General features: G+C 70.2%; 19 protein-coding genes. 3 read left to right on the top strand and 16 right to left on the bottom strand.

Annotated elements, in window-relative coordinates:
* Nucleotides 1–88: 88 nt before the first annotated feature.
* The 9 genes from Q7W02_15830 to Q7W02_15790 all read right to left on the bottom strand — a co-directional run bounded on the left by Q7W02_15830 (nucleotide 89) and on the right by Q7W02_15790 (nucleotide 10,238).
* Nucleotides 89–925, bottom strand: a complete 837-nt coding sequence (locus Q7W02_15830) for an SDR family NAD(P)-dependent oxidoreductase (protein ID MDO8477634.1) — start codon at nucleotides 923–925, stop codon at nucleotides 89–91.
* 10 nt (nucleotides 926–935) lie between these two features.
* Nucleotides 936–2,594, bottom strand: a complete 1,659-nt coding sequence (locus tag Q7W02_15825) for an ABC transporter substrate-binding protein (GenBank protein ID MDO8477633.1) — start codon at nucleotides 2,592–2,594, stop codon at nucleotides 936–938.
* 20 nt (nucleotides 2,595–2,614) lie between these two features.
* Complete coding sequence (locus Q7W02_15820; protein ID MDO8477632.1) at nucleotides 2,615–3,817, bottom strand: cytochrome P450; 1,203 nt, start codon at nucleotides 3,815–3,817, stop codon at nucleotides 2,615–2,617.
* Between the two features lie 81 nt (nucleotides 3,818–3,898).
* Entirely contained in the window at nucleotides 3,899–5,320 is a 1,422-nt protein-coding gene (locus Q7W02_15815) for an AMP-binding protein (protein ID MDO8477631.1), read from the bottom strand.
* Nucleotides 5,317–6,675: a UbiD family decarboxylase gene (locus Q7W02_15810; protein ID MDO8477630.1), complete on the bottom strand. Its 1,359-nt coding sequence runs from the start codon at nucleotides 6,673–6,675 to the stop codon at nucleotides 5,317–5,319. The genes Q7W02_15815 and Q7W02_15810 overlap by 4 nt, the downstream gene beginning before the upstream one ends.
* A gap of 11 nt (nucleotides 6,676–6,686) precedes the next feature.
* Complete coding sequence (locus Q7W02_15805) at nucleotides 6,687–7,442, bottom strand: ABC transporter permease (protein MDO8477629.1); 756 nt, start codon at nucleotides 7,440–7,442, stop codon at nucleotides 6,687–6,689.
* The gene (locus Q7W02_15800; protein ID MDO8477628.1) at nucleotides 7,439–8,227 is read right to left on the bottom strand and encodes an ABC transporter ATP-binding protein; all 789 of its coding nucleotides are present in this window, start codon (nucleotides 8,225–8,227) and stop codon (nucleotides 7,439–7,441) included. The genes Q7W02_15805 and Q7W02_15800 overlap by 4 nt, the downstream gene beginning before the upstream one ends.
* Nucleotides 8,228–8,236: 9 nt before the next feature.
* Nucleotides 8,237–9,220, bottom strand: coding sequence for an ABC transporter substrate-binding protein (locus Q7W02_15795; protein ID MDO8477627.1), 984 nt, complete (start codon nucleotides 9,218–9,220; stop codon nucleotides 8,237–8,239).
* A 79-nt stretch (nucleotides 9,221–9,299) separates the two neighbouring features.
* Complete coding sequence (locus Q7W02_15790; protein MDO8477626.1) at nucleotides 9,300–10,238, bottom strand: TIGR03560 family F420-dependent LLM class oxidoreductase; 939 nt, start codon at nucleotides 10,236–10,238, stop codon at nucleotides 9,300–9,302.
* Nucleotides 10,239–10,476: 238 nt separating this feature from the next.
* Here Q7W02_15790 and Q7W02_15785 point away from each other — a divergent pair, with 238 nt between their 5' ends.
* Nucleotides 10,477–11,712, top strand: a complete 1,236-nt coding sequence (locus Q7W02_15785) for an ATP-grasp domain-containing protein (protein ID MDO8477625.1) — start codon at nucleotides 10,477–10,479, stop codon at nucleotides 11,710–11,712.
* A 216-nt stretch (nucleotides 11,713–11,928) separates the two neighbouring features.
* Here the strand turns inward: Q7W02_15785 and Q7W02_15780 are convergent, their stop codons facing one another.
* The 7 genes from Q7W02_15780 to Q7W02_15750 form a co-directional block, all read right to left on the bottom strand.
* Nucleotides 11,929–13,923, bottom strand: coding sequence for a hypothetical protein (locus Q7W02_15780; protein ID MDO8477624.1), 1,995 nt, complete (start codon nucleotides 13,921–13,923; stop codon nucleotides 11,929–11,931).
* 263 nt (nucleotides 13,924–14,186) lie between these two features.
* Nucleotides 14,187–14,501 (bottom strand): hypothetical protein, encoded by a 315-nt coding sequence (locus Q7W02_15775; protein MDO8477623.1) that lies wholly within the window; start codon nucleotides 14,499–14,501, stop codon nucleotides 14,187–14,189.
* A 456-nt stretch (nucleotides 14,502–14,957) separates the two neighbouring features.
* Nucleotides 14,958–16,145 (bottom strand): acetyl-CoA C-acyltransferase, encoded by a 1,188-nt coding sequence (locus Q7W02_15770; protein MDO8477622.1) that lies wholly within the window; start codon nucleotides 16,143–16,145, stop codon nucleotides 14,958–14,960.
* Between the two features lie 61 nt (nucleotides 16,146–16,206).
* Entirely contained in the window at nucleotides 16,207–17,010 is an 804-nt protein-coding gene (locus Q7W02_15765) for a glucose 1-dehydrogenase (protein ID MDO8477621.1), read from the bottom strand.
* 124 nt (nucleotides 17,011–17,134) lie between these two features.
* The gene (locus Q7W02_15760; GenBank protein MDO8477620.1) at nucleotides 17,135–17,959 is read right to left on the bottom strand and encodes an RluA family pseudouridine synthase; all 825 of its coding nucleotides are present in this window, start codon (nucleotides 17,957–17,959) and stop codon (nucleotides 17,135–17,137) included.
* Nucleotides 17,956–20,475 (bottom strand): ABC transporter permease, encoded by a 2,520-nt coding sequence (locus tag Q7W02_15755; protein ID MDO8477619.1) that lies wholly within the window; start codon nucleotides 20,473–20,475, stop codon nucleotides 17,956–17,958. Before Q7W02_15755 ends, Q7W02_15760 begins: the two co-directional genes overlap by 4 nt.
* Nucleotides 20,459–21,145: an ABC transporter ATP-binding protein gene (locus tag Q7W02_15750; GenBank protein ID MDO8477618.1), complete on the bottom strand. Its 687-nt coding sequence runs from the start codon at nucleotides 21,143–21,145 to the stop codon at nucleotides 20,459–20,461. The genes Q7W02_15755 and Q7W02_15750 overlap by 17 nt, the downstream gene beginning before the upstream one ends.
* 26 nt (nucleotides 21,146–21,171) lie before the next feature.
* Here Q7W02_15750 and Q7W02_15745 point away from each other — a divergent pair, with 26 nt between their 5' ends.
* A complete protein-coding gene (locus tag Q7W02_15745; GenBank protein MDO8477617.1) occupies nucleotides 21,172–21,783 on the top strand; it encodes an arylesterase in 612 nt (203 codons plus the stop codon).
* Nucleotides 21,784–21,797: 14 nt separating this feature from the next.
* The gene (locus Q7W02_15740; protein ID MDO8477616.1) at nucleotides 21,798–24,416 is read left to right on the top strand and encodes a hypothetical protein; all 2,619 of its coding nucleotides are present in this window, start codon (nucleotides 21,798–21,800) and stop codon (nucleotides 24,414–24,416) included.
* Nucleotides 24,417–24,762: the final 346 nt, after the last annotated feature.

Raw genomic sequence — 24,762 nt, 5'->3', positions numbered from 1 at the left:
ATCCCCAAAGGGGTCATCCCCAAAGGGGTCATCCCCAAAGGGGTCATCCCCAAAGGGGTTATCCCCAAAGGGGTTATCCCCAAAGGGGTTATCCAATGAAGAGGCCGCCATTCGGGGAGAGCCACTGGCCCGTGAAGAAGGAGCTGTCGTCGGAGGCGAGGAAGAGCGCCGTCTGCGCGACCTCGCCAGGCTCCGCGTAGCGGCCGAGCGGCGTCCGCCCGATGACGGCCTTGCGCATCAGGTCGGACATGGGCTGCGTCATGGGCGTATCGATGAACCCGGGACAGATCGCGTTCACCCGGATCTTCCGCGAGCCGACCTCCCGGGCGACCGCCCGCGTGAAGCCGAGGATGCCCGCCTTGGCCGCGCTGTAGTGCGGCACGTTCTCGAGGCCCATGAGCCCGGCGACGCTCGACAGGTTGATGATGACACCCTGGTCGCGGCGGCTCATCAGGCGGAGCGCCTCCCGCGTGCAGAAGAAGGTGCCGTTGAGATGCACCGCGATCATCCGGTGCCAGGTCTCGTCCGTCATCGTCTGCGTGATGTCGCAGTGGGTCTGAATGCCCTGGCCGCTCAGGAGCTCCATGATCCGGGCGTCGGATCGATCACGGAGCGTGTCGCGATCCGCCGAGGATGTCCCGGCGCTGCCGATGCCCGCGTTGTTGACGAGCACGTCGAGCGACCCGAACTCGCGCTCGACCTCGGCGAACATCGCCTTGACCTGCGCGCTGTCGGCCACGTCGGCCTGGATCGCGCGGGCGCCCGATCCCGCCGCGCCCAGCTTCTCCACGGTCTCCCGGGCGGCCTTCTCGTTCACATCGTTCGCGATGACCCGCGCGCCTTCCTCAGCGAACAGCGTTGCGATCGCGCGGCCGATCCCCGAGCCTGCGCCCGTGATGAGGGCGATCCGGTCTTTAAGTTTCACGCGCGATCGGTCAACGATCGAGCCAGGCCGCCATCAGGCGCCCGCCGTAGTCGTGGCCGATGTTCGGGCCGAAGTTCTTGACGTACGGCTCCCAGGCCGCCATCGCGCTGACGGACGGGCCATAGAGGCCCAAGACCTGCTGGGAGACGTAGCGTTGGATGTCGTAGATGATCTCCCGGCGCCTGGCGACGTTGAAGGTGCGGCGCTGGAGCCGGATCATCTCGGTGAGCTTGGGATCGTTCACGCCGGAGGCGTTGAGCGCTTGCCCCGGGATGAAGGTGCGGTAGAGGTAGCTGTCGGGGTCGGTCCAGGCGCCGAAGAGCCCGCAGCCCATCTTGTCGAACTTGCCGAAGATGGTGCTCGAGATGAAGGCGCCGTACTCCTTGAGCTTGATCTCGGCCTCGATTCCGGCTTTCTTCCAGCCCGCCACGGTGACCTCCACCGCGTCCATGTAGTCGGGCCCGTAGCCGGCCGTCGTCTCGAGGGTGGTCTTGAACCCGCTCGCGTAGCCGACCTCGGCGAGGAGGCGCTTGGCCGCGGCCGGGTCGAACTCGTAGAGCCTGCGGCCCTCGGCCGGGAGCTGATCGATGGGGATGGACCAGTCCTTGAGGGCGGCGGGAATGGCCGGGTTGGGCGCCCCTCGCCCCTGGGACCAGGCGTTGGTCTCGAGCACCTCCCTCCAGTTCGTGGCCATGGCGAGGGCCCGACGCACCCGCACGTCCTTGAACGGCTCCTGGTCGAGGTGCGTCCAGGTGATGCCGCCGAAGACCACGATGTAGTCCTGCATCTGGAGCCCCGGCTTGCGCTGCTTGGCCGCCTCGAGGTCGCTCCGGCGCACGACCATCCCGTACTCGGGCGCGAAGTCGTACCGGCCGGCCAGCCACGCGGCGAACGCCGAGGCCGGGTCGGTCTCGATCGCCATGTCCACGCCGTCGGCGTAGGGCAGTCCGGGGATGAAGTAGTTGGGGTTGCGCACGAAGGTAAAGCGCAGGTTCGGCTCGTAGCGCTCGAGCATCCAGGGTCCGGTGCCGATGCAGGTCTCGGGTTTCTTGAGATCCCCGTGCTGCTCGACGACCTCCTTGGCGATGATCCAGGTCGAGGTCGAGGCCAGCGCCTCGAGCAGCCAGGCGAACGGCTCCTTGAGCGTGAATTTGACCGTGTACTTGTCGAGCGCCTCGACCTTGTCCACCTGTTCGAGCATCCCGCGGTTGGGATTGGTCGGGCCCATGAAGCGCTCGAAGGTGTACTTGACGTCTTCGGCCGTCACCTCGCGCCCGTTGACCGGCGGCTTCGGGTGCCACCGCACGCCGCGGCGGAGCTTGAAAATGTACGTGGTGTCGTTGGGCTGGGTCCACGACTCGGCCAGGTCGGGCTCGAGCGGCTGCGTCCCGGGCTTCACCGACGGGCCGGCCTTCACCCTGACGAGTCGGCTGTGGGTGAAGGACAGCGGCACCATGGTGGTGAACGCCACCGTCTGCTGCGGATCGAAGTGGGGCGGGGCAAGGGTGAAGCGGACGCGGAAGGTGCCGCCGCGCTTGGGCGTCTGGGCATCGGCGCTGCCCGGATCGAACAGATGCAGGCCGGAGCCCGCGGCGCCTGCCGCGGCCGCGATGCCTCCGAGCTTGAGCAGGTCCCGACGGCTGACGGAGGAAACAAGAGGATTGTCCATGTCTGTTCCTCCTCCTGTGGTCAGAACGTGACCGGGAGCGTCTTGAGCCCGCGGAGCACGGAGGACTCCCGCCACTCCGGAGTGTCCGAGACGAGCTTGAGCGCCGGCATGCGGCGCAGCAGGGTGCCGATGGCGACCTGGCCCTCGATACGGGCCAGCGGGGCGCCGAGGCAGAAGTGGATGCCGAAGCCGAAAGCGATGTGCCGGTTTTCCCGCCGGGCGACGTCGAGGCGGTCGGGGTCGGGGAAGTGCGCCGGGTCCCGGTTGGCCGCGCCGATGACGGCCGCGACGATCGAGCCCTTGGGGATCTGCCTGCCGCCGATCTCGACATCCGCCATGGTCCTGCGCCCCGTCCGCTGCACGGGCCCGTCGTAGCGCAGCAGCTCCACGACGGCCGTTGGGATCAGCGCCGGGTCGTTCGCGAGCGCCCGCAGCTCCGCGGGATGCCGGAGCAGCGCGAGGACGCCGTTGCCGATCAGGTTGACCGTGGTTTCGTGGCCCGCGATGAGCAGCAGCACGCAGGTGGCGACGAGCTCCGGTTCGCTGAGCTTGTCGCCCTGTTCCTCGGCGGCGATCAAGGCCGAGAGCAGGTCCGGCTGGGGACTCTTTCGGCGCACCGCAATGAGCGAGCGGAAATACTCTCTCAGCGCGTCGCCGGCCTCCTGGCCGCGCGTGATGACGTCCGACCCGGCCGGGAGGATCGACGCATCGAGGCTTCGCGCGATGTCCGCAGACCACTGCTTGAAGACATCCTGGTCGGCCGTGGGCACGCCGAGCATCTCGCAGATGACCGTCACCGGGAGCGGGTAGGCGAGGTCCTCGATCACGTCCATGCCGCGGGCGCCCTCGACCCTGTCCAGCAGCCCGTCGACGATCTCCTGGATATGTGGGCGCATCGCCTCCACGACCCGCGGCGTGAACGCCCGGCTGACGAGCGCGCGCAGGCGGGTGTGGTCGGGCGGGTCCCGGAAGAGCATGTCGCGGGTGTTCGCGGGGCGAACGGATCCTGCGCCGAGCCGGGCCTCCATGAGCTCGGCCATGCCCTCGCGGCCGAAGCGCGGGTCGCGCAGCACCATGACCGTGTCGTCGTAGCGCGTCAGGATCCAGATGCCGAGCGGGCTCTGATGGACGGGGTCTTCCTCTCTCAGCCGGCGGTAGAACGGGTATGGATCCGCGTGGAACTCCGGCAGGAGCGGGTTAAACACGACCTCGCTGGACGCCACCTTGAGCCCGCCTTTCAGAGCTGGATGCGAAGACTGGCGGGAGTCTACGCGGGTTTGGGGAGCCGTGTCAAAGGCCCTCTCTCAGCCCGGTTTGGTGACGCCGAGGCGCCACTTGAGAACCTTGCCCGTCGCGCTTTTGGGCAGCTCGCCCACGAGGGTCACGCTGCGCGGGTACTTGAAGGCGGCCAACCGCTCGCGGCAGAAGGCCACCAGCTCGTCCGCGTCGGCGCGGGCGCCGGGCCGCAGCGTGACGAAGGCCGCCACTTCCTCCCCCAGCTCGGGGTGCGGTGTCCCGATCACGGCGGCCTCCGCCACCGCGGGGTGATCCAGCAGCGCGGCCTCGACCTCGCCGGGCACCACGGAGTAGCCGCCGCGAAGGATCAGGTCCTTCTTTCGTCCCACGACGCTCACAAACCCTTCGGGCGAGATTGTCGCCAGGTCGCCGGTCTTGAACCACCCGTCCTGGATGACCGCACGGGTTTCCTCCTCGGCGCGAAAATAGCCGTCCATCGCGGCGGGCGTGCGGATCCAGAGCTCGCCGGCCTCGCCTGGCGCGAGCGTTTGTCCTTCGGGGTCGACCACGCGCGCCTCGACGCCGGGCACCGGTCGGCCGATGGCGTCGGGCAGGTCGGTCGCGTCGTCGGCGAGGTACGAGATCGGGCGGAAGAGCTCGGTCATTCCGTAGCCGCGCACGATCCTCACGCCGGTGCGCCGCCGCCACGCCTGGCTGAGCTCCCACGGGCAAGGCGCCGCCCCCGACACCGCCAGGCGCAGGCTCGAGCATGCCGCCTCCGAGACACCGGGGACCTCGAGCATCCGCTGGAACATGGTCGCGACGGCGGGGAGGACCGTGACTCCGTGGCGCGCGATGGCGCGCAGCGTCTCCTCGGGAGAGAAGCGCTCCTGGATCGCCACGGTGGCGCCCGCGAGCAGCGGCGCCAGGAGCGCCCCGTTGAGCCCGAAGGAATGTGCGAGCGGCAGCGCGGCCAGCACGACGTCCTGCGGCGTGAGGCGCATCACGGGCCCGGCCCATGATGCGTTGGCTTTGCTCAGCGCGGCGTGGGAGAGGACGGCGCCCTTGGGCCGGCCCGCGCTGCCCGAGGTGTAGAGGATGAGGGCGGGCGCCTTGCCGTCCGCGCTGTCCGTCACAGCCTCCTCCTCCCGCACCTCCTCCTCGCCCACCTCGTCCACGATCAGGGCGGGCCCAAGGTGGGCCAGGATCCTGTCGCGCTCGCCGGCCGCGAGGAGCGGGTTGAGCGGCGCCACCGTCGCGCCCAGCTTGAGCGCGCCCCACAGAGCTGCGACGAAGCCCCAGCCGTTCGGCAGCAGGAGCGCGACCGTGTCGCCGGCGCGGACTCCCTGGCGCGAGAGCCGCCGCGCCAGTCCGCCCGCCCGCAGGTCGAGCTCGCGCCACGTGAGCGCGCCGCCGTCCCAGACGAGGGCGGGGGCGTCGGGCCGCCGGCGCGCGGCGGCGTCGAGCAGCGCGGCGAAGCTCTCCGTCACTGAAGCCCGAAGTCCTTCAAGGTGATCCGCTTCCAGGCCTCGGGCGGCACGCGGTGGCGCGGCGTGTAAGCGGCGAGCGACGGCTTGGCCGTCGCGTCCACGCCCCACTTGGCGGAGTAGCCGTCTTCCTTGGTCGAGGGATCGAGGTCTGAGCCGCGCGCGTGGGTGATGATGGCGATGTCCCGGTCGGGCTGGCAGCGCGTCGCGATCGCCCACGTGACCTGCCGGTCGTCGAAGATGTCCACGTCCTGGTCGACCATGACCACGCGCTTCATGTAGAGGTCGGCGCCCAGGACCGAAAGGATGGCGTTCTTGGCCTGGCCCGGCAGCCGCTGCTCGATCGAGACGTAGCAGGTGAACGGGCCCGGGACGCGGACGGCCTTGACCGAGGGCACCATGGCGCGCACGGCGCGGTAGAGGTTGGCCTCCATCGGGATCGTCGAGAGCAGCATGTGGTCGAGGTGGGCGACCGAGATGTCCTGGAAGAAGGCGCCCGCGCGGTGGGTGATGGCCTTGACCTTGACCACCTCGCGTGGGCGCTCGCCCAGGCTGTAGCCGGTGAACTCGCCGAAGGGGCCCTCGGGCGTGCGCGCGCCCGGAAGGATGTCCGCTTCGATGATCATTTCCGCGTGCGCCGGCACCAGCACGTCGGAGGTCTCGCACTTGACGAGCTCGAGCGGCTCCCGCAGCAGCGCGCCCATGATGGCGCGCTCGTCCTCGTCGATCGAGCCGATCGCCAGCGCGCCGAGCGCGATCGCGGGATGCACGCCGATGGCGAAGGCCACGGGCAGGGGCTCGCCGCGGGACTCGGCGATCCTCTGGAACTCCCAGAGGTGCTTGCCCGCCGTCAGGTGGATGGACGTCGTGTCGCGCCCCTTGATCATCAGCCGGTTGTAGGCGCAGTTCCAGATCTCGCGCGTGGGGTCCTTGGCAAAGGAGATCGCGGCCGTCAGGTATGCGCCCGCGTCCCCCTCGTGGTGGAGGATCTGTGGCAGATCGTAGAGGTTGATTTTGTCACCCGTGAGCACCACGTCCTTGCACGGCCCGCCTTTCACGATCGTCGGCGGGATGGGCTTGTCCATGGCGCGCAGGTACGTCGCGAGCATCTGGTCGGGAGCCGCGCCCATGGCGAGCGCCAGGCGGGAGCGGCTCGCGTGGAGGTTGGTCAGCACCGGGAACTTCGTGCCCTTCATGCGTTCGCAGATCAGCACCGGGCGGCGGCGCGCCTCGCGCTCGAGCTTGACCACGAGCGCGGTCAGCTCGTACGCGGGGTCGATCTCCTTCGAGATCACGACGATTTCCTCGGGCTTGCTGCGCTTGATCAGGTCGAGATACGCGGGAAGGTCTTGAGCCATCGGTCGCTCCTTCAGTTCGAGCGTTGGATCCAGGGACAGCCCACGCGCTCCAGCCACTGGAGCAGCCAGGTTGAGGCGACGCCGAGCAGGCCGAAAGTGACCACGCCCGCGAACACCTGCTTGGTGTCGAGGAGCTGGAAGGCTTCCCAGAGGAGGAAGCCGAGCCCCGCCTTGGTCGCCTCGATCTCGGTGATGAAGACGAGGATGAGCGCCATGCCCGCGCCGAGCCGGAGCCCGGTGAAGATGTTGGGCAGCGCGCCGGGCAGGATGACCTTGGTGAAGATCTGCAGCCGGCCCGCGCCGAGGTCGTGGGCGGCTTTGAGCAGGACGGGGTTGATGGACTTCACCCCCGCCATGGTGTTGACCAGCACGAGGAAGAGCACGCCGATCGCGATCGTCGCGATCTTGGACGGGTCACCCAGGCCGAACCAGAGCAGGAAGAGCGGGAAGAGCGCCGACTTGGGAATGGGGTAGACGGCCGCGACCCACGGGTCGAGCAGATCCTCGATCCAGCCGATCGCTCCGGCCAAGAGGCCCAGGAAGACGCCCACGGCGGCGCCGTAGACGAAGCCCTGCACCACGCGGTTGAGACTCACGAGCACGGCCCAGGGCAGCTGGCCCGATCGCGTCAGATCCCACATGGTGGCGAGGACTGAGAGCGGCGCGGGCAGGAAGAGCTCGCTGAGCCTTCCCGTCTGGACGAGGAGCTGCCACGCGACGAGAAGCCCCAGGACCGAGGCGATTTTCCGGAGGTGTGACGCGGTCATGTCACCATCGCCCGCTGGACCTCTTCGCTGAGCTCGGTGTCGAGGCGGTCGAGCATGTCCGCTTCCGCCCGTCCCGTCAGGTGGCGCGGGCGCGCGAGGGGCACGTCCACGATGTGCCTGATCCGGCCTGGGTGCGCCGTCATGAGGACGATGCGGCTGCCGAGAAGCACCGCCTCCTGCAGGCTGTGCGTGACGTAGACGAAGGTCTTGCCGGTCTCGCCCCAGATGCGCAGGAGCTCGTCCTGGAGGACTCGCCGCGTCTGGGCGTCGAGGGCCGCCAGCGGCTCGTCGAAGAGGACGATCTGGGGATCGTTGGCGAGCGCCCGCGCGAGCGCGACGCGCTGCCGCATCCCGCCGGAGAGCTCGTGGGGGTAGCGGTGCTCGGCGCCCTTGAGGTTGACCAGATCGATCAGCCGCCGCGCCCGCTCCTCGCGCTCGCCGCGAGCCACGTGTCGCACCTCGGGGCCGAAGACGATGTTGCCCATCACGGTCCGCCACGGGAAGAGGGCATAGTCCTGGAAGACCATGCTCGTCAGCTTGCCGTTGGGCTTGGCGCAGGGCGAGACGCCGCGCGTAACAGATGGAAAGCGGATCTCACCCGACGACGGCGCCTCGAGGCCGGCGATGATCTGGAGGAGCGTGGACTTGCCGCAGCCCGACGGCCCGAGCAGGATCAGGAACTCGCCGGGCGCCACGTCGAGAGTGATGGACTCGAGCGCGCTCACGCGCTCGCCGGTGCGCTCGATGAGCCAGACCTTGCCGACGTCGCGGAGGGCGAGGAGCACGCGTCCCGCCTACTCGAGGAAGGAGAGGTCGACCACCCGCTCCATCGGGACCTTCTCCTTCACCCACCCCATTTGGTGGAACCAGTCCTGGAGCGTGGCCAGGTCCTGCACCCGCGGGCGCGCGCCGGGGTCGACGTAGAAGGGGATCGTGGCCTGGATTGTCTCGACGGGGACCTTGGTGTGCTTCGACAGGATCCCGGCGACCTCGGGATCCTTGAGCCCGCGCTGGCTGTAGTACTTGATGCCCTGGACGTAGGCCTGCAGGAACTCCCGCGCCACTTTCGGGCGCTCCTTGATGAACTTGCCCGCGTACATGATCACGCCCACCTGGAAGGTGGCGACGGCAGGGGTCTGCTCGGTGAGGAAGAGGCGCACGCCGGCCTTCTGCTGCTCGGCCTGCACGCCCCAGGGCTCGGGCGCGATGGCGGCGTCCACGGCCTTGCTCGCGAGCGCCTTGATGGCGTCGGGATAGGACAGGTACACGACGTCGACCGCGTCGAAGCCCAGGCCGGCCTGCTCGAGCAACTTGGCGAGGAGGTAGTCGAGGGTGATGCCCTTGGCGCCGTTCGCCACCTTGAGGCCCTTGAGGTCCTTGATGGACTTGACACGGCCGGAATCGACGAGGTCCTTGCGGACGATCACCGGGACGAAGCTCCCGCCGGGGCGCAGCTGCCCCTTGTCGGCCACGACCCTGAAGTCCATGCCGCCCGCGATGGCGTTGTAGAGCCCGGCCGAGGGCGCGCCGACGGCGACGTCGAGCTGCCCCGTGGCGAGCGGGGCGATCATCTTGCCCGCCGAGGCGAAGCGCTCGGTCTCCACCGTGATGCCCCGAGCCTGGAAGTAGCCCTTCTCGATCGCGATGTAGAGCCCGGCGTTCGTGATCGCGGGCAGGTCGCCCATCCTGACGACCTCGGCCGCAAAGGCCGGGAGCGGAACCGCGAGAGATGCAGCCAGGGCGGCGAGGCGGATCCACCGGCGCGCGAACAGTGTCACGGGTTGGCCTCCTAGTGGGGGGTGCGGCGCTAGATTACGCGGGTGGGCGAACGGATTCAAGCGCGCGACACTCGCACCGTCAGAGCTTCGGCATGACCTCGCGCGCGAAGAGCTCGAGGCCTGGGAGATCTTCCTGGTCGAGCGTCTGGAGCAGCACGCGCTGGAGCCCGGCCTGCTTCCAGGCCTTGAGGTCCGCGACGATGCGCTCCGGCGAGCCCGCGAGGAAGGACGCCGCGTGCCACGCGGCCTCGTCGGCGGGCAGCGCGGGGAAGATGGCGCGCATGCCGGCGATACGGTTCGCGACCTCGGCCGAATCGCGCCCGATGGCGCAGGGGATCATCAACGAGCGCGCGATGGCCTCGGGGTCGCGGCCGAAGGCGCGGCTGTGCTCGGCCAGCACGGCGCGCTTCTGGACGAAGCCGGGGATGTCCACGCGCGTCACGTTCCACTCATCCGCGAACTCGGCGACGATCTTGAGCGTGCGCTTCTCGCCGCGCCCGCCGATGACGATGCGGTAGCGGCCCGTTGCGGGCAGGGGGAAGCTCTCGGCCTTCTCCAACGGGAAGTGCGGCTGCTTGAACGTGACAGGCTGGCCCTTCTCGAGCGAGCGGATGAGCCGCGCGCCCGCCTCGAGCCTGTCGAGCCGCTCCTTGACCGTCAGGAAGGGCACGCCGAACATCCGGTGCTCGTGCTCGTTCCAGCCGGCGCCGAGGCCGAGATCCAGCCGGCCGCCCGAGAGGGTGTCCACCGCCGCGGCCATCTTGGCGAGGAGCGCCGGGTGGTAGAAGGTCAGCGGCGAGACCATAGGGCCGAAGCGGATGCGCTTCGTGCGGAGCGCGAGCGCCGTCAGCGACGTCCACGTCTCGAGCGACGGCCGCTTGGACTCGCCGCCGAGGCCCGTGAGATGGTCGGAGCGGCACAGCGACTCGTAGCCCAGGTCCTCGGCCGCCTGCGCCAGCCGGAACCAGCGCTCCCACGTGAGCCCTTCCTGCCCTTCGATCATGATCCCTACCTTCATGGCATGATCCCGACCTTCATGGATGTGCCTCCTTGGCCTGACGCGTGGCCCGGCTTGACACCTTACAGCATCAGGGGCTCAATGGGGCCGCCATGTGGCACTGGGCCAATTTGCTTCGCCATACTTCGTTCTCGCTCGTCGGCAGCCCTCAACGTACACCCACGTACGTCTCGGGCTGCCGACTCACGCGGGCCTCGTCTGGCTCGCAACTTGACCCAGTGCCTGCGCCGACTGACCCGTGACGCAGCCGCGACTGCTCCTGCTGGTCCCGACGACGACCTACCGCACCGAGGACTTCGTGGAGGCGGCGCGCCGCCTCGACGTGGACCTGGTGGTGGCGGCGGAGCGGCCTAACACGCTGGCCGCAGCCCTCCCGGATCATCTCCTGTCGCTGCCGTTCGGCGACCCGGCTGCCGCCGCCGCGCTCATGCGCGACTACGCGCGCACCCGCCCGGTCGCCGCCGTCGTGCCCGTGGACGACGCGACCACCGTGGTGGGCGCCGCCATCGGCCAGGCGCTGGGGCTCCGCGCCAACGCGCTCTCCGCAGTCGCCGCCACGCGGAACAAGCAGGCCATGCGAGAGGCGCTGGCGCGGGGTGGGGTGCGCCAGCCCGGCTTCGCGGTCTTCTCCGTCACGGACGACCCGCAGGCCGTCGCGGCGCGCGCGCGCTTCCCGTGCGTGCTCAAGCCGCTCGTCCTCTCGGCGAGCCGCGGCGTCATCCGCGCCGACACGCGGGCCGAGTTCGCCGCGTCGTGGACACGCATCGCGGCCATCCTCAGCGAGTCCGATGTCCAGGCGCTGGGAGACGGCGCGTCGAAGATCCTCGTGGAGGATTTCGTGCCGGGCGTCGAGGTGTCGCTCGAGGGGATGCTGACGGAAGGGAGCCTGGCGACGCTGGCAATCTTCGACAAGCCGGATCCGCTCGACGGGCCCTTCTTCGAGGAGACGATCTACGTCACGCCCTCCCGGCTGCCCGAGGTGACCCAAAGGGCGGTCGCTGCGTCTGCGGGGCAGGCCGCCCGGGCGCTCGGGCTTTCAGACGGGCCCGTCCACGCCGAGATGCGTATTAATGATGCGGGGCCCTGGCTCATCGAACTGGCCGCGCGCTCCATCGGGGGGCTGTGCTCGCGCACGCTGCGCTTCGGCACCGGGATGTCGCTCGAGGAGATCATCCTGCGCCACGCGCTGGGCTGGCCGATCGCCTCGCTCGAGCGTGAGCGTCCCGCCGCGGGCGTCATGATGATCCCGATCCCGCGCGGCGGCATCCTCGAAGAGGTCCGCGGCCTCGACGCCGCGCGGGCCGTCGCCGGTATCGAGGACGTCACCATCTCCATCCCCAAGGGCCACCCGGTCGTCCCGCTGCCCGAGGGATCGCGCTATCTCGGCTTCATCTTCTCCCGCGCCACGACGCCCGCCGATGCCGAAGCCTCGCTGCGCCACGCCCACGCACTGCTGGACTTCACCATCCGTTAACCGACGCCCTCCAAGCTGACCAGCGCCTCAAGCACGCGCGGAGAGCGTAAGGCGTAGCCGGGCTTTCGACTCGGACACCCTGCGCTCGCCGCGCGGCCCCGGTGGCTGCTGACGGCCCGAGAGCTGAAGGGGGGGCGATGGCCTTCCCGGCTCTCGAGGCTGACGGCCGCGAGCCTGCTCTGGGCCCTGTCTCGCCGTTCGCCCGGCGGGCGCCGTTTAGCGCTGGGCGGGCGGGGGCGGCTGCGTCTCGCCCCGATTCGGCGAGAGCCGATTGGCGGGCTCACCCGGAAGCGGATGACGGGCCGGCGGGGCCGCCGCCTCGGGACGACGGGCAGGGGCCGGAGGCGCTGTCGCGGGAGCGGCCGGCGACGGGGGCGCACCCGGTGACGGGGCAACCACCTGCGACTTCTCGGGACGACGGGCCGGAGCCGGAGGCGCTGTCGCGGGAGCGACGGACGGGGCCGCCACCTGCGGCTGCTCAGGCCGACGGCCCGGAGGCGCAGGTGGTGTCGCGGGAGCGGCCGGCGGTGAGGGCGTCGTCGGAACCGGCGCGGCCACCTGCGGCTCGCGCTGGGCCGGCAATGGCATCGGGCGAGCCACGGGCGGCTTCGGAGGCGAGAGCGGCTGAGCGCCATCGGGTGTACGGCGCTCGACGTTGCTCTGCCCGAGAGGCGGACGGGCCGGCACCGCATCGGGCTCGTGCCGAGGCGGCGCCGAGACGAGGTGCGGCGCCGGCGTGGGAGTCCCCGGCGGCCCCGCCTTCCGTTCCTCCCCGGCGCCCGATGCCGGCCCCGCATGCGGCGGGCGCGTGGCGACCACCGATCGCTTCAGGCTCTCCTCTGGAGGCCGGCCGCCGCGGCTCGCCGTGGGCACGAAGCTCGCGGCCGTGGCGGTGACCTGGGGCGCGGCGTGGGTCGGCTGGAGGCTCTTCACGTCCACCTGGGTGACGCGCGCCGCCGTGATGGGGCCGCGGCCGAAGCGATTCTCGTTGACCACCACCACGGCGTTCGGCACGCTGCTGTTGCCGTAGACGTTGATGTTCTGCACGTTCACCACGGTCGTGTTGTTGATGACCACGTTGTTCACGACGCGCGGGCCGCCCCAGCCGCCCCACGACGGCTCGTGAACGAAGCCCGGCCGCCCCCACCAGGGCACGAGCGGCTCACCCCACCCGAGCGCCACCCAGCCCAAGACCGGCCCGCCGACGCTGATGCCGACGCGCAGACTGGGCCCGCCGAAGAAAGCGACGAGGGCGGGAGCATAGACCGGCCTCACCACCAGCGGCCCCGGCGCCCAGCCCCAGAAGCCGTTCACGGAGACCCAGCGCCCATGGTGATAGGGCGCCCAACCCCACGGCGCGGTGTCCACCCAGGTCCAGCCGTAGGTAGGATCGAGCGTCCAGGATCCCGTAGTGTACGGGGCCCATCCGGACTGCACCGTGGTCGGGATCCAAACAGAGCCGTAGGTGGGGACGTTTCGCCACGTCCCATAACGGTCGAGATCGCTCACGCCGTACGTTCCGGGGGAGACGTAGCGGGCGCTCACCGCGTCCAGGTGCGCCCTGCTGCGGGCGTAGTTCCATTTGTCCCAGTCATCGAGCTGCGGCGCCACGTAGGAGGTAAGTCGCGGGCTCGACGTGCCCTCGACGACGACTTCCTCGCTCGGCGTGATGACAACGGCCGCCCCGCTGGCTGGGGTGACGGTGGCCTGGCCGCCTCGGCGGGTGATGAACGCCGTGCGCTCCCCCGTGACGTCCACGCGGTAGTAGCCCGCGTGCTCGATGGTGAGGGCCGCGTTCGGCGTGGCGACCTCCACCGTGGTCCCGGGCTCGATTGTGCGAAGGTCAAAGGAGGCGGAACCCGCTGTCACCTTGAACTGGAGAAAACCCGGCTCCTGGTTGACCAGACCGAGCTGGGTGTTCGCCCACGTACGCACGAAGGCGCGGGAGCCAATCTGGATTTCCAGGTTGGCCGGAGACGCGGTATACACCTCGTCGCCCGGAGCGAGGGGAGTATTGACCTGGGCCGCCGACCAGTCGTCGGCACCCTGACGCCAAAACGAAACCTTCCCGTCCGCGTAGCTGAGCCGCGGCGGGGTCTGGTCGAACTCGGTCTGCTGCGGGTCCGGCGAGTCGGCCGCTCGCGCGGCCGGTGCGGCTCCTGTCAGGACGCCGAGCACCACCATGAACCCGATCCACCGCCTGGTCCGCATACCTGGATCCTCCTGCGTCTGGTTAGGTGATGGGCCCCGGAGCGTGAATCCTGACTGCACTCTCTGCCCCTACTCCAAAGATGCCAATCACAGACACCCGGCCCTGGCCCGATGTCCAAAGCTTGCACACTCTGCCTCACCGAGGCAACCGCACTACCTCGACCGTGGCAGGCTGGACTCCATGATAACCAATTATGGGCGACGCCATTCCGTCCCTCCATTGGACCAAGGTCCAATACGCTCGCAGGATAAGGGCGGGCACGTTAGGCGCGAGCGTAAGCGAGCCCACCTGGAGCTTCCAGGCAGAGCGCGCGGCCCAGGCCGTGCTCCTGCATCTCCGCCTCCGACAGCCACACGCCGTCGAGGCAGTAGGCGCCGTTGCGCAAGAGCGCATTGAGCGCCGCGCGCACTTCCTGCGCCCCCACGTGGAGCGGCCCCTGGAGGAAGGCGACCATCTGCTGCCAGCCCTTGAAGCGGCGCTGGGGACGGCCGAAGTGGTCCACGCCTAGCGGCGCGTAGCCGAGCACGTAGTTGGCGTTGTCGTCTCGTTCGATGTTCACGGTCCCGTTGAGCCTCATCGTTGTGTCCTCCGTGTCCCGGGGGGCCTGGCTGCGTCCCCTCTACCAGGCCAGACGCCGGGCAGACCGCCGCCGTTTACGGCCCGCGAGTCTGTAAACAAAAGGAGACAGGACGGCGTCCTAGTGGACAGAAGCGGCAAAGCCGAAAGGGGAAAGAGCGATGAGCCGGACGCAGCTCGAGATGCTGGCCAACTTCCTGTGAGGTGCTGTATCTCGTGACCCGCGGGGTGTCGGTTCCGCGAGAGGGCCAGGCGGACCTGGTGTCCGGCTTCTACTACTCGATCCTGGCGTGGTTAATAAGGTCAGGCGGGCTGGCTCAGCGCTCTCCTCAAGCTGGGGGGCGGCCGCTCCAGGCCTAGCGGCCGGGAGCCGGACGAGGCAAAGGCCCGGGCGCAGGCAGCGGGACGGGGACTCCCGCGCAGGCACCCGGGCCTCTGTTTGTCTTGAAGCAGGCGTCTAGAGGCAGGCTTCGAAGAGACCCGCGGCGCCCTGGCCGCCGCCGATGCACATCGTCACCACGCCGTACTTGGCCTTGCGCCGCAGCATCTCGTTGGCGATGGTGCCGACCATGCGCGAGCCCGTCATGCCGAAGGGGTGGCCGATGGAGATCGCCCCGCCGTTGGGATTCAGCTTGTCCATCGGGATGCCGAGTTTGTCGCGGCAGTAGACCACCTGCGAGGCGAAGGCCTCGTTGAGCTCCCACACGCCGATCTCGTCCATCTTGACGCCCATGCGCTTCAGCAGTTTCGGGATCGCGTAGACGGGTCCAATGCCCATCTCGTCGGGCTCGCAGCCGGCGACGGCGAAGCCGCGGAAGATCAGCTTGGGCTTGATGCCCAGCGCCTTGGCGCGGTCGAGCGACATCAGGACGGTGGCGGAGGCGCCGTCCGAGAGCTGCGAGGAGTTGCCGGCCGTCACCGAACCCTGGCCGCTGTCCTTGTCGAAGTGCGGCGCCAGCTTGAGCAGACCCTCGAGCGTCGTGTCGGCGCGGTTGCACTCGTCCTTGTCGACGTAGTAGTCCTCCTTGCCCGTGATCTCACCCGTCTTCCTGTCCACGATGCCGCGCACGACCTGGAGCGGCGCCAGCTCTTCCTTGAAGAAGCCTTCCTGCTGGGCGCGCGCCGTGCGCTGCTGGCTCGCCAGCGAGAACTCGTCCTGCGCCTGGCGGCTGATCTTGTAGCGCTTGGCCACGATTTCGGCCGTGTCGCCCATGACCATGTAGAGGCCGGGCTTGTGCTCCTTGACCCAGGGATTGGGGTCGCCGTCGCGCTTCATCATGCTGATGCTCTCGAGCCCGCCGCCGATGGCGGCCTCGGCCCCGCCCACGATGATCTGGTGGGCGGCCATGGCGATGGCCTGGAGCCCCGAGGAGCAGAAGCGGTTGACGGTGGTGCCGGCGACGGAGACGGGCAGGCCGGCGCGAAGGAGGGCCACGCGCGCCACGTTGTTGCCCTGGGCGCCGCTGGGCTGGGCGGAGCCGAGAATCACGTCCTCGATCTCGGTCTTGTCGAGCTGCGGGACCTTTCCGAGCGCGTCCTTGATGCAGTGGGCGGCCAGGTCATCCGGGCGGGTCATGTTGAACGACCCCCGGAACGATTTGGCGAGCGGGGTGCGCGAGCTGGAGACGACGACGGCCTCTCTCATAAAGGCTCCTTTCTGGAACCGGCTGGTCTGAATGCGGCTGTTTGCCGGGAGTATACCCTTTTTAGGAGGCCTCGTCGCCCTCGCGGGCGCTCGGGCCCCCATCCACGATGATGGTGGCGCCGGTCATGAAGGCCGAGGCCTCGGAGGCGAGGAAGATGCACGGATAGGCGATCTCGTGCACCTTGCCCCAGCGCCCCATGCCCGTGCGGCTCGCCACCGCGTCGTAGGCCTTCTTGGCGGCGGCCGGGTCCTGCTTCGTCAGCACGCCCAGGTACCCCTCGGTCTCGACCGGTCCGGGCGCGATGCAGTTGACGCGGATGCCCTGGCGCCCCCACGCCATGCCGAGCGCCCGGGTGAAGTTGATGACGGCCGCCTTGGCCGTGCCGTAGTGCGCCATCATCGTCGAGCCGTAGACGCCGGCGATGGAGGAGACGTTGATGATCGCCCCGCCGCCGCCCTGCGCCATCATCTGCTTGCCCGCCCACTTGCAGCCGAAGAAGACGCCGTTGACGTTGATCTGGATCACCGTGTTCCAGCCGTTGGCGCTGATGTCCTCGACCTTGGCGCGGAAGGAGGCGCCGGCATTGTTGACCATGATGTCGAGACGCCCCATCTCTTTCGCGGTGCGCTCGACGAGCGCCTTGACCGCCTCCTCCTGGCGGACATCGACGGCCTCGCAGAAGGAGCGCCGGCCGAGCTTCTTGATCTCGGCCACGACGGGCTCGAGGTTCTCCTTCTTGCGGCTGCAGATCACGACATCGGCGCCCGCCTTGGCGAACTCGATGGCGATGGAGCGGCCGATGCCGACGCCGCCTCCCGTGACGATCGCGACCTTCTTCTCGAGCGAGAACGGCGACGTTGCCATGGTGCCTCCTGTGCGCTGCTCACCCTCTCCCCTGAGGGGAGAGGGTCGCCCTTCGAGCCGAGACGCTCGTCTCGAGCTGCGAGGCGAGGGCTGAATTGATAAGGGGAGTCCTCCGACGCGCGGATTATACCCAAGCCGCGGGCGCCGCGCTCTCGAAGCGCATGGCCTTGCCGCTGCCCGGGTGGATGAAGCCGAGGCGGGTCGCGTGGAGGCACAGCCGGCGGAACTGGCCGCCGGGGCCGCCATGCTCGCGGTCGCCGACGATCGGGTGGCCGATGGCCGCGAGCTGGACGCGGATCTGCCTGCGCCGGCCCGTGTCGAGCGAGAGCTCGAGGAGCGTCGTGTCCTGCCCGCGCGCGAGCACCCGGTAGCGCGTGACGGCCGTCTTGCCTTCCGGGCCTCGCGCGGTGTGCACACGGAGGCTCCGGTCCTCGACGAGGCGGCTCTCGAGCGTCCCGGACTGCTCGCGCACGTGGCCCTTCACGAGCGCCGTGTAGACGCGCTGGACCGTGCGCTCCTCGAACTGGGTCTGGAGGGGCTGCTTGGCTTCCGGGGACTTGGCGAACACCAGGAGCCCCGAGGTCTCGCGGTCGAGGCGGTGGACGATGAAGGGGCGCGTGCGCGGCCGCTGGGCCTGGAGATAGTCCCAGAGCAGTCGGTAGGCGGTGCGCTCGCGCTCGCGCTCGGTCGCCATGGTGAGGAGCCTCGCCGGCTTGTCCACGACGACGATCGCATCGTCCTGGTACACGAGGCCGAGACCCTTCGGGAAGGGGATGCGGCCGCGCCCGCCGAGCTCGACGCGGTCGCCTGCGCGCATGACCGCGCGCCCGTCCCGGGCCACGCGCCCGTTGACCTCGACGCGCCCGGATTCGAGCCACTGCTTGAGGCTCCGGCCCGAGGAATCCGGGAAGAGCGCGCGCAGCCGATCCGCCAGCGTCGCCCGGCTCATTCGCCTCTCAGGACGCCGAGAGGCTTCCGGCCGAGGAGCCGGAAGGTGCCGAGGAAGCCGACGCCGATCGCGAGCAAGGCCGCTGCCGCAACGCCTCCAGCTATGGTCAGCGGCGAGCCCGCCCAGCCGATATCGAGCGCCCAGTGGCCGACGCTCCAGGCCAGCGCGGCGGCCAGGAGCGAGCCGCAGAGCCCTGCCGCCACGCCCAAGATCGCGTACTCGAGGGCGAAGACGCGCGCGACGAAGCCGCGCGTAGCACCGAGCGTCTTCAGGATCACGCTCTGGTAGAGCCGCTGGTGGCGGCTGACTCCAAGGGCGCCCGCCGTGACGATGAGACCCGTCGCGATGCTCACGCCCGCCAGGAGCCGGATCGCGAGAGCGATCTGGTCGAGGACCCCGGCGATGCGCTCGAGCACCTCGCGCACGGGGATGGCCGTGACGTTCGGGAAGGCCGCGGTGACGGCCGACTGGACGACGCTCTCGTCGGCCGGCGCCGCGCGCGCGGTCGCGATCCAGGTCGAGGGCGCGTCGTCGAGCGCGCCCTGCGAGAAGATCACGAAGAAGTTGGTGTTGAAGGTCTGCCAGTCCACGTGGCGGATGTTGACGACCCGCGCCTGCACCGTGACGCCCTGGATGTCGAAGCCCAGCGTGCCGCCGATCGTGACCCCGAGGTTCTTCGCGATATCCTCTTCGACGGAGATCAAGGCCTCCCCACGCGCCTCGTCCGCCGTCCACCAGCGGCCGGCGATGACGACGTTGTGCGCGGGCGGCTCGGCGCCCCAGGTCAGCACGTACTCGCGCGAGAGGTACCAGACCTCCTCCTGCTTCTGCCGCGGATCATCGGCGACGGAGGCGCCGTTGACGGTGGCAAGCCGCGAGCGGACGACGGGCGTGAGCTCGGGCGCGTGTCCTGCGAGATCCGTCACGAGCCGCGTGAAGGGCACGACCTGGTCGCGCTGGATGTCGATGAAGAAGAATGCAGGTGACCGCTCCGGTCCGCGGTCGGCCAGCTCGGCGCGCAGGCTCTGCCCGAGGAGCGCCACGGCGACGATCAGCATCACGGCCACGCCGAGCGAGACCAGGACCACGCCCGCGTGAGAGCCGGGGCGGTGGACATTGGCCACGGCCTGGCGCCAGGCGAGCGAACGCAGGCGCGGGAGGCGCTTCGCGCCGGCGATGACGAGCCGCGCGGTGAGCCCGAGCAGGGCGAGCGCGCCCGCCAGGCCGCCGACGAAGAGGCCGCCTACCTTAAACGAGCCTGCCTGCCAGAAGGCGAGGGCCGCGAGCCCCGCCACGATCGGCAACCCGACGAGCCATGGCCGTCGGCCCGGCAGCCGGGCTTCGACGTCACGGCGCAGGATGAGCGCGGGCGGCACGCGGCGGACGTCGAGCAGCGGCCAGAGCGCGAACAGGAGCGTGAGCCCCGTGCCCATGCCGAGCCCCGCCAGCACGGAGCGGAGAGACATGGACGCCTCGAGCGGGATGGGGAGAAGCGGCGAGAGCGCCGGCACGAGCGCCAGCTGGAGTGCTGAGCCGAGGGCGGCGCCGAGCAGGCTGCCGCCCAGCCCGAGGAGCACCGTCTGGAGGAGATAGGCGGCCAGCACTTGACGCCAGCCCGCGCCGAGGCACTTCAGCACCGCGATCGTATCGAGCTTGCCGCGCACGAACGCCCGCACGCTGGTCGCGACGCCGATGCCGCCCACCATGAGGGCGACGAGACCCGTGAGGCCGAGGTAGACCGTCAGCTGGTCCCAGAAGCGGCGCACGCCCGGCTGGGCCTGCGCGTACGTCGTGATCCGCGCGACCGTGTCGGGCAGCCGTGCCGCAAGCGCGTCCTTGAACGCGTCGGCGCTCGTCCCGGCGGGCACACGGAAGAGCACGCGATGGCGCACCCGGCTGCCCGGGCGCACCAGCTTGGTGCCCGGTAGGTCTTCGGGCGCGATCATCACACGCGGCCCGAGCGAGAAGACGCCGACGGAGCGGTCGGGCTCCTGGCGAATGACGCCGCTGATGACGAAGTCGGCCTCGCCGATCTTCATGTGGTCGCCGACCGAGGCTCCGAGCTTCTGGAGCAGCGAGGGATGGACGAGGGCGCGGTTCTTGCCGACCAGCGTCCCGAGGGGCGCCGCGGGCTCCGTGATGAGGTCCCCGTAAAACGGATAGCCGGCGCCGACGGTCTTGAGCTCCACGATCTGGCTCCGCCCGTCCGCCGCCGACATGGCGACCAGCTCCAGGACGGGGAGGACCTCGACGCCGCCGCGCGCCATTTCCGCCACGACGGCTTGACCGGCGGGCGACAACGGCTGGGTGCTGCGGATCTCGACGTCGCCGCCCATGAGCGCGCGCGCGGAGCGGCCCACCGTGCGCTCGAGACTCGAGGCGAAGCTGCCGACCGCGACGAGGGCGCCCACGCCGAGCGTGATGCAGGCGATGAGATAGGCGAAGTGCCGCCCCGCGCCGCGCGTCTCCCGCCACGCGAGCTTCAAGACGAAGTCGAGACTAGGCCGCGCAGCCATTGCTCGTCTCGTCGCTCACGATGCGCCCGTCGCGGAGCGTGATCACGCGGTCGGCGAGCGCGGCCAGCGCCGCATCGTGGGTCACCAGCACCAGCGTGCTGCCGAGGTTCTCGTTCAGCGCGACCAGGAGATCGATGATCTGCTTGCCCGTGGCCGAGTCGAGGTTGCCCGTCGGCTCGTCGGCCAGGAGGAGCGTCGGGCGCCGCGCGACCGCGCGCGCCACGGCCACGCGCTGCTGCTCGCCTCCCGAGAGCTGGACGGGGTAGTGGTGCGCGCGCTCTTCGAGGCCCACCTCTCTCAAGAGCGCTTGCGCCCGCTCGAGCGCGTCAGGATCTGCCGCCAACTCGAGCGGCACCGCGACGTTCTCGAGCGCCGTCAGTGTCGGGATCAGGTGGAAGGACTGGAAGACGTAGCCGATGGTGTCGCTGCGAAAGCGCGCGAGGGCGTCCTCGCCGAGGCCCGTCAGCTCGACCCCGTTCACCACGATCCGCCCCGTCGTGGGCCGGTCGAGGCCCGCGATCAGGCCCAGCAGCGTGGACTTGCCGCTGCCGGAGGCTCCCGCCACGGCGACGAATTGGCGGGCCGGCACCTCGAGGGAGACCTCGGTGAGCACGTCCACCGGGCGGCCGCCGCTCTCGAGACGCATGCCAAGGCCGCGGACGCTGATCATGACGCGATCCATACTACACTAGCGTCATGCGCCCTCTGCTCGCCGCCCTCGCCGCGGCGCTCGCGCTCGCCGCGCCGGCCCACGCCGTCGAGCGTGTGATCGTCGCGTTCGGTGACAGCCTGACCGCGGGGCTCGGCGTCACACCAGAAGATTCCTACCCGGCGCGTCTCCAGGCCAGGCTCCGCGCAGACGGTTATGCCTACCGGGTGGTCAACGCGAGCGCGTCCGGCGATACCACCGCCGGCGGGCTCAGGCGGGTGGACTGGGCGCTCAAGAACAGGCCCGACATCGTCATCGTCGCGCTCGGCGCCAACGACGCGCTGCGCGGCCAGGATCTCGCCTCCGTCCGCGCCAACCTCGACGCGATCGTGGCGCGCTTCCAGAAGGCGGGCGTGCGCGTGCTCGTTGCCGGGATGGAGGTGCCGCCCAACTACGGCGCGAGCTACGCGGCGGACTTCCGCCGGCTGTATGCCGAGGTGGCCCGCAAGCGCGGCGCGGCCTTCATGCCCTTTCTCCTCGACGGTGTCGCCGGCAACCCGCGCCTCAACCAGCCCGACGGCATTCATCCCACGGCCGAGGGCTACCGCGTCGTTGTGGAGCATCTCTGGCCCTTCCTCCAGCCGCTGCTCGCGCGATAGCCCCGGAGGCCGTGATGCCGCGGACGCCGGCCCACGCGATGCTCCATGTCCTCTTCTTCTGCTCGGGGGCGAGCGGCCTCATCTACGAGGTCGTCTGGGTCCGGGAGTTCGGCAACATCTTCGGCAACACGGTGCACTCGGCCGCGCTCGTCGTCGCCGTCTTCATGCTGGGCCTCGGGGCCGGCGGTTACGCGGTGGGCCGGTGGGCCGACCGCCGGCACGCCGCGCAGGACCGTTCGCTGGTGAAGGTCTACGGATACTTCGAGCTCGGCATCGGCCTGTGGGGGCTGCTGATCTCCCTCTTGCTTCCCCATCTGGGCGCGCTGTCGGCGCTGATCTCCTCCTATGTCCACGAGCCCGGCGGCTGGTACGCGATGTCGGCGATGTCCTACCTCTGGCGCTACGTCGCGGCCGTGCTGCTGGTCGGACCCGCCACCTTCTTCATGGGCGGCACGCTGACGCTGCTGATCCGCGAGGTCGTATCAGGTCACCTCTCCACGGCGGGCTGGCGGGTCGCCACGCTCTACGGCGTCAACACGGCGGGCGCGGCCCTGGGCTCTTTCCTCACCGACGCCCTGCTCGTACCGGTGGCGGGTCTCGGGACCGCCCAGATGACCGCCGTGCTGCTCAACGTGCTCGCCGCGACCGGCGCCTTTCGTCTCGCCACGCGGAGGGTGTCAGTGTCCCGCGCCCCGCAACCTGTCGAGCTGGCGGCGGGCCCCACCGCGCGCCGCTCGCTGCCCCTGGTCGCGCTGGCGCTCGCGCTCTCTGGCTTCGCCGCGATGGGGATGGAGATCCTGTGGTTCCGCCACATGACCCTGGTTCTCGGCGGCTACCGCGCGGTGTTCTCCCTCCTGCTGACGGTCGTCCTGGTCGGTATCTGGCTCGGCTCGGTCGCCGGCGGATGGCTTCACCGTCGCTTCGGGCACCCGGCGTTGTGGTTCGCTCTGGCGCAGGCTGCCTTCGTCGTGTCGGCGCTCGCGGGGCTGGCCGCGACGAATCTGGACGGGATCCGGCACGCCGAGCGCGCGTGGTCAGAGGCGTTCGCGGCCGCGCCGGGCTGGATCCGCGCGGCGGTGGCCCTCTGGCTCGACCTGCGTCCGCTCGTGCGCGAGGCGGCGGTACCGGCGCTCGTGATGGGCATGACCTTCCCGCTCGGCAATGCGATGGTTCAGCGGTCGGAGGCGGCCGTCGGCGGCCGGGCGGGCGCCCTCTACCTGGCCAACACCGTGGGCGCCGTGGCGGGATCGCTGGCGTGCGGCTTCGTCCTGCTGCCGCTGCTCGGCATGCAGCGGGTCGTGGCCGTCCTGGCGCTGGCCGCGACCCTGGCGGTCGTGCCCCTCCTCGTCGCCTCCGTCCGGGTCGCCGCGCCGGGCTGGCGAGAGCGCGCCGCGCTCGGCGGCGCCATCGCGGGCGCGCTGGCCGCGGTGGCGCTCTGGCTGACCTTGCCGGCGACGTATCTCCTGGCACGAGCCCAGGACCTACTGACGCCGGCAGCGGCGCTGGTCACGATGCACGAGGGGGTCAACGAGGTCGTGGCGGTGACGGAGGTGCCCGGCGAAGGACGACGCCTCTGGACCAACGGCCACCCCATGTCCGCGACGACCCGGCTCACGCAGCGCTACATGCGCGTCTTCGCCCACCTGCCTCTCCTGTCACTCGAGCGGCCAGAGCGGGTGCTCGTGATCTGCTTCGGAGTCGGGAATACGGCGCACGCGGCCTCGCTGCACCCATCGGTCCGGCGGCTCGACGTCGTGGATCTCTCCCGCCAGGTCCTCGCGCACGCGGACTACTTCTCCGCGGCCAACGACGGCGTGCTTCGCGATCCGAGGGTCTCGGTGTACGTCAACGACGGCCGCCAGCACCTGCGGATGCAGTCCGCGGCGGCGTACGACCTGATCACCCTGGAGGCCCCGCCGGTGGCGCTGGCAGGCGTCGGTTCGCTCTACTCGCGGGAGTTCTACGGGCTGGTGCGATCGCGCCTGCGGCCGGGAGGCTACGCCAGCCAGTGGCTGCCCGTGGCGCAGGTGCCGCCGGAGACCACGCTCGCGATGATCGGCGCCTTCCTCGCGGTGTTTCCCCAGGCGGTCCTCCTCTCGGGCGCCGACGCCGAGCTGGTCTTGATGGGCGTCAACGGCGCGCGCATCGAGATCGATCCTGCGCAGGTGGCGGTCCGCCTCCGGGAGGCACCGGCCGTGCAGCGGGACCTCGAGCGTGTCGACCTCGGGACCGTGACCGAGATCGTGGGGACCTTCATCGCCTCGGCCGGCGCGCTCGCGGAGGCCAGCCGCCTCGTGCCGGCGGCGACGGACGACCGTCCGATCCAGGAGTACGGCGCGCGGTCACGCTTCTCTCCCGGCAGGGCGGGGGCGCCGCTCAGCATCTTCAAGGTGGACGGGGTCTCCGCCTGGTGTCCGAAGTGCTTCACCGGGGCCCGGCCGGTTCCCCCCGTCGAGGGGCTCGACGTCTACCTGGCGATCCTCGACGGCGTGTATCGAGACCCCGCGTTTCGCCAGCGCGGGCTGCGGCTGCCTAAAGGCCGGGGGGCGCAGGAGGTCATCGCCCGCAGCCCGTATCTGCGCGGCGTCATCGAGCGGGCCCGCGAGGTCGCGCCGAGGCGTCCTCCGGGCTGAGCCGGCGCCTGGTGCTCCGAGGGGTCCTCTGGCGGACCCCTCGGTGGCCGCGTCCAGCCCACGGCCCGGTCGTCAGCAGATCAGCAGGCCGGGAACCCAGCGTGCCCAAACACCGAGAATTTGCAGCCGAACTGGGAATCGGCGACGGCCGCAGGCGTGAGGATGTCGTCACCGTCCGGCCTCACACCGGTGGTCACCCAGTTCACTAGCCCGCATTATTCATGAATGCCGACGGTGGTGGCCAGCCCGGCCCTGCGGGCGCGTGGACGGGAGTTCGGGGCCCTGGACGCGACATCGGGGTGGCCATGGTGAGCGTGTGAGCGTGGATGCCGGAGCGGCACGGTCA

The organism is Candidatus Rokuibacteriota bacterium, assembly GCA_030647435.1.
Taxonomy (GTDB): Bacteria; Methylomirabilota; Methylomirabilia; order Rokubacteriales; family CSP1-6; genus AR37.
The sequence above is the reverse complement of the archived record's forward strand: the minus strand, read 5'-3'. Positions and strand labels throughout refer to the sequence as shown.

Excerpts from the sequence above, each read along its gene's own strand:
- Q7W02_15825 (MDO8477633.1), bottom strand. The coding sequence starts at position 2,594 with ATGGACAATCCTCTTGTTTCCTCCGTCAGCCGTCGGGACCTGCTCAAG.
- Q7W02_15810 (MDO8477630.1), bottom strand. The coding sequence starts at position 6,675 with ATGGCTCAAGACCTTCCCGCGTATCTCGACCTGATCAAGCGCAGCAAG.
- Q7W02_15805 (MDO8477629.1), bottom strand. The coding sequence starts at position 7,442 with ATGACCGCGTCACACCTCCGGAAAATCGCCTCGGTCCTGGGGCTTCTC.
- Q7W02_15790 (MDO8477626.1), bottom strand. The coding sequence starts at position 10,238 with ATGAAGGTAGGGATCATGATCGAAGGGCAGGAAGGGCTCACGTGGGAG.
- Q7W02_15780 (MDO8477624.1), bottom strand. The coding sequence starts at position 13,923 with ATGCGGACCAGGCGGTGGATCGGGTTCATGGTGGTGCTCGGCGTCCTG.
- Q7W02_15775 (MDO8477623.1), bottom strand. The coding sequence starts at position 14,501 with ATGAGGCTCAACGGGACCGTGAACATCGAACGAGACGACAACGCCAAC.
- Q7W02_15770 (MDO8477622.1), bottom strand. The coding sequence starts at position 16,145 with ATGAGAGAGGCCGTCGTCGTCTCCAGCTCGCGCACCCCGCTCGCCAAA.
- Q7W02_15765 (MDO8477621.1), bottom strand. The coding sequence starts at position 17,010 with ATGGCAACGTCGCCGTTCTCGCTCGAGAAGAAGGTCGCGATCGTCACG.
- Q7W02_15760 (MDO8477620.1), bottom strand. The coding sequence starts at position 17,959 with ATGAGCCGGGCGACGCTGGCGGATCGGCTGCGCGCGCTCTTCCCGGAT.
- Q7W02_15755 (MDO8477619.1), bottom strand. The coding sequence starts at position 20,475 with ATGGCTGCGCGGCCTAGTCTCGACTTCGTCTTGAAGCTCGCGTGGCGG.
- Q7W02_15750 (MDO8477618.1), bottom strand. The coding sequence starts at position 21,145 with ATGATCAGCGTCCGCGGCCTTGGCATGCGTCTCGAGAGCGGCGGCCGC.
- Q7W02_15745 (MDO8477617.1), top strand. The coding sequence starts at position 21,172 with ATGCGCCCTCTGCTCGCCGCCCTCGCCGCGGCGCTCGCGCTCGCCGCG.
- Q7W02_15740 (MDO8477616.1), top strand. The coding sequence starts at position 21,798 with ATGCCGCGGACGCCGGCCCACGCGATGCTCCATGTCCTCTTCTTCTGC.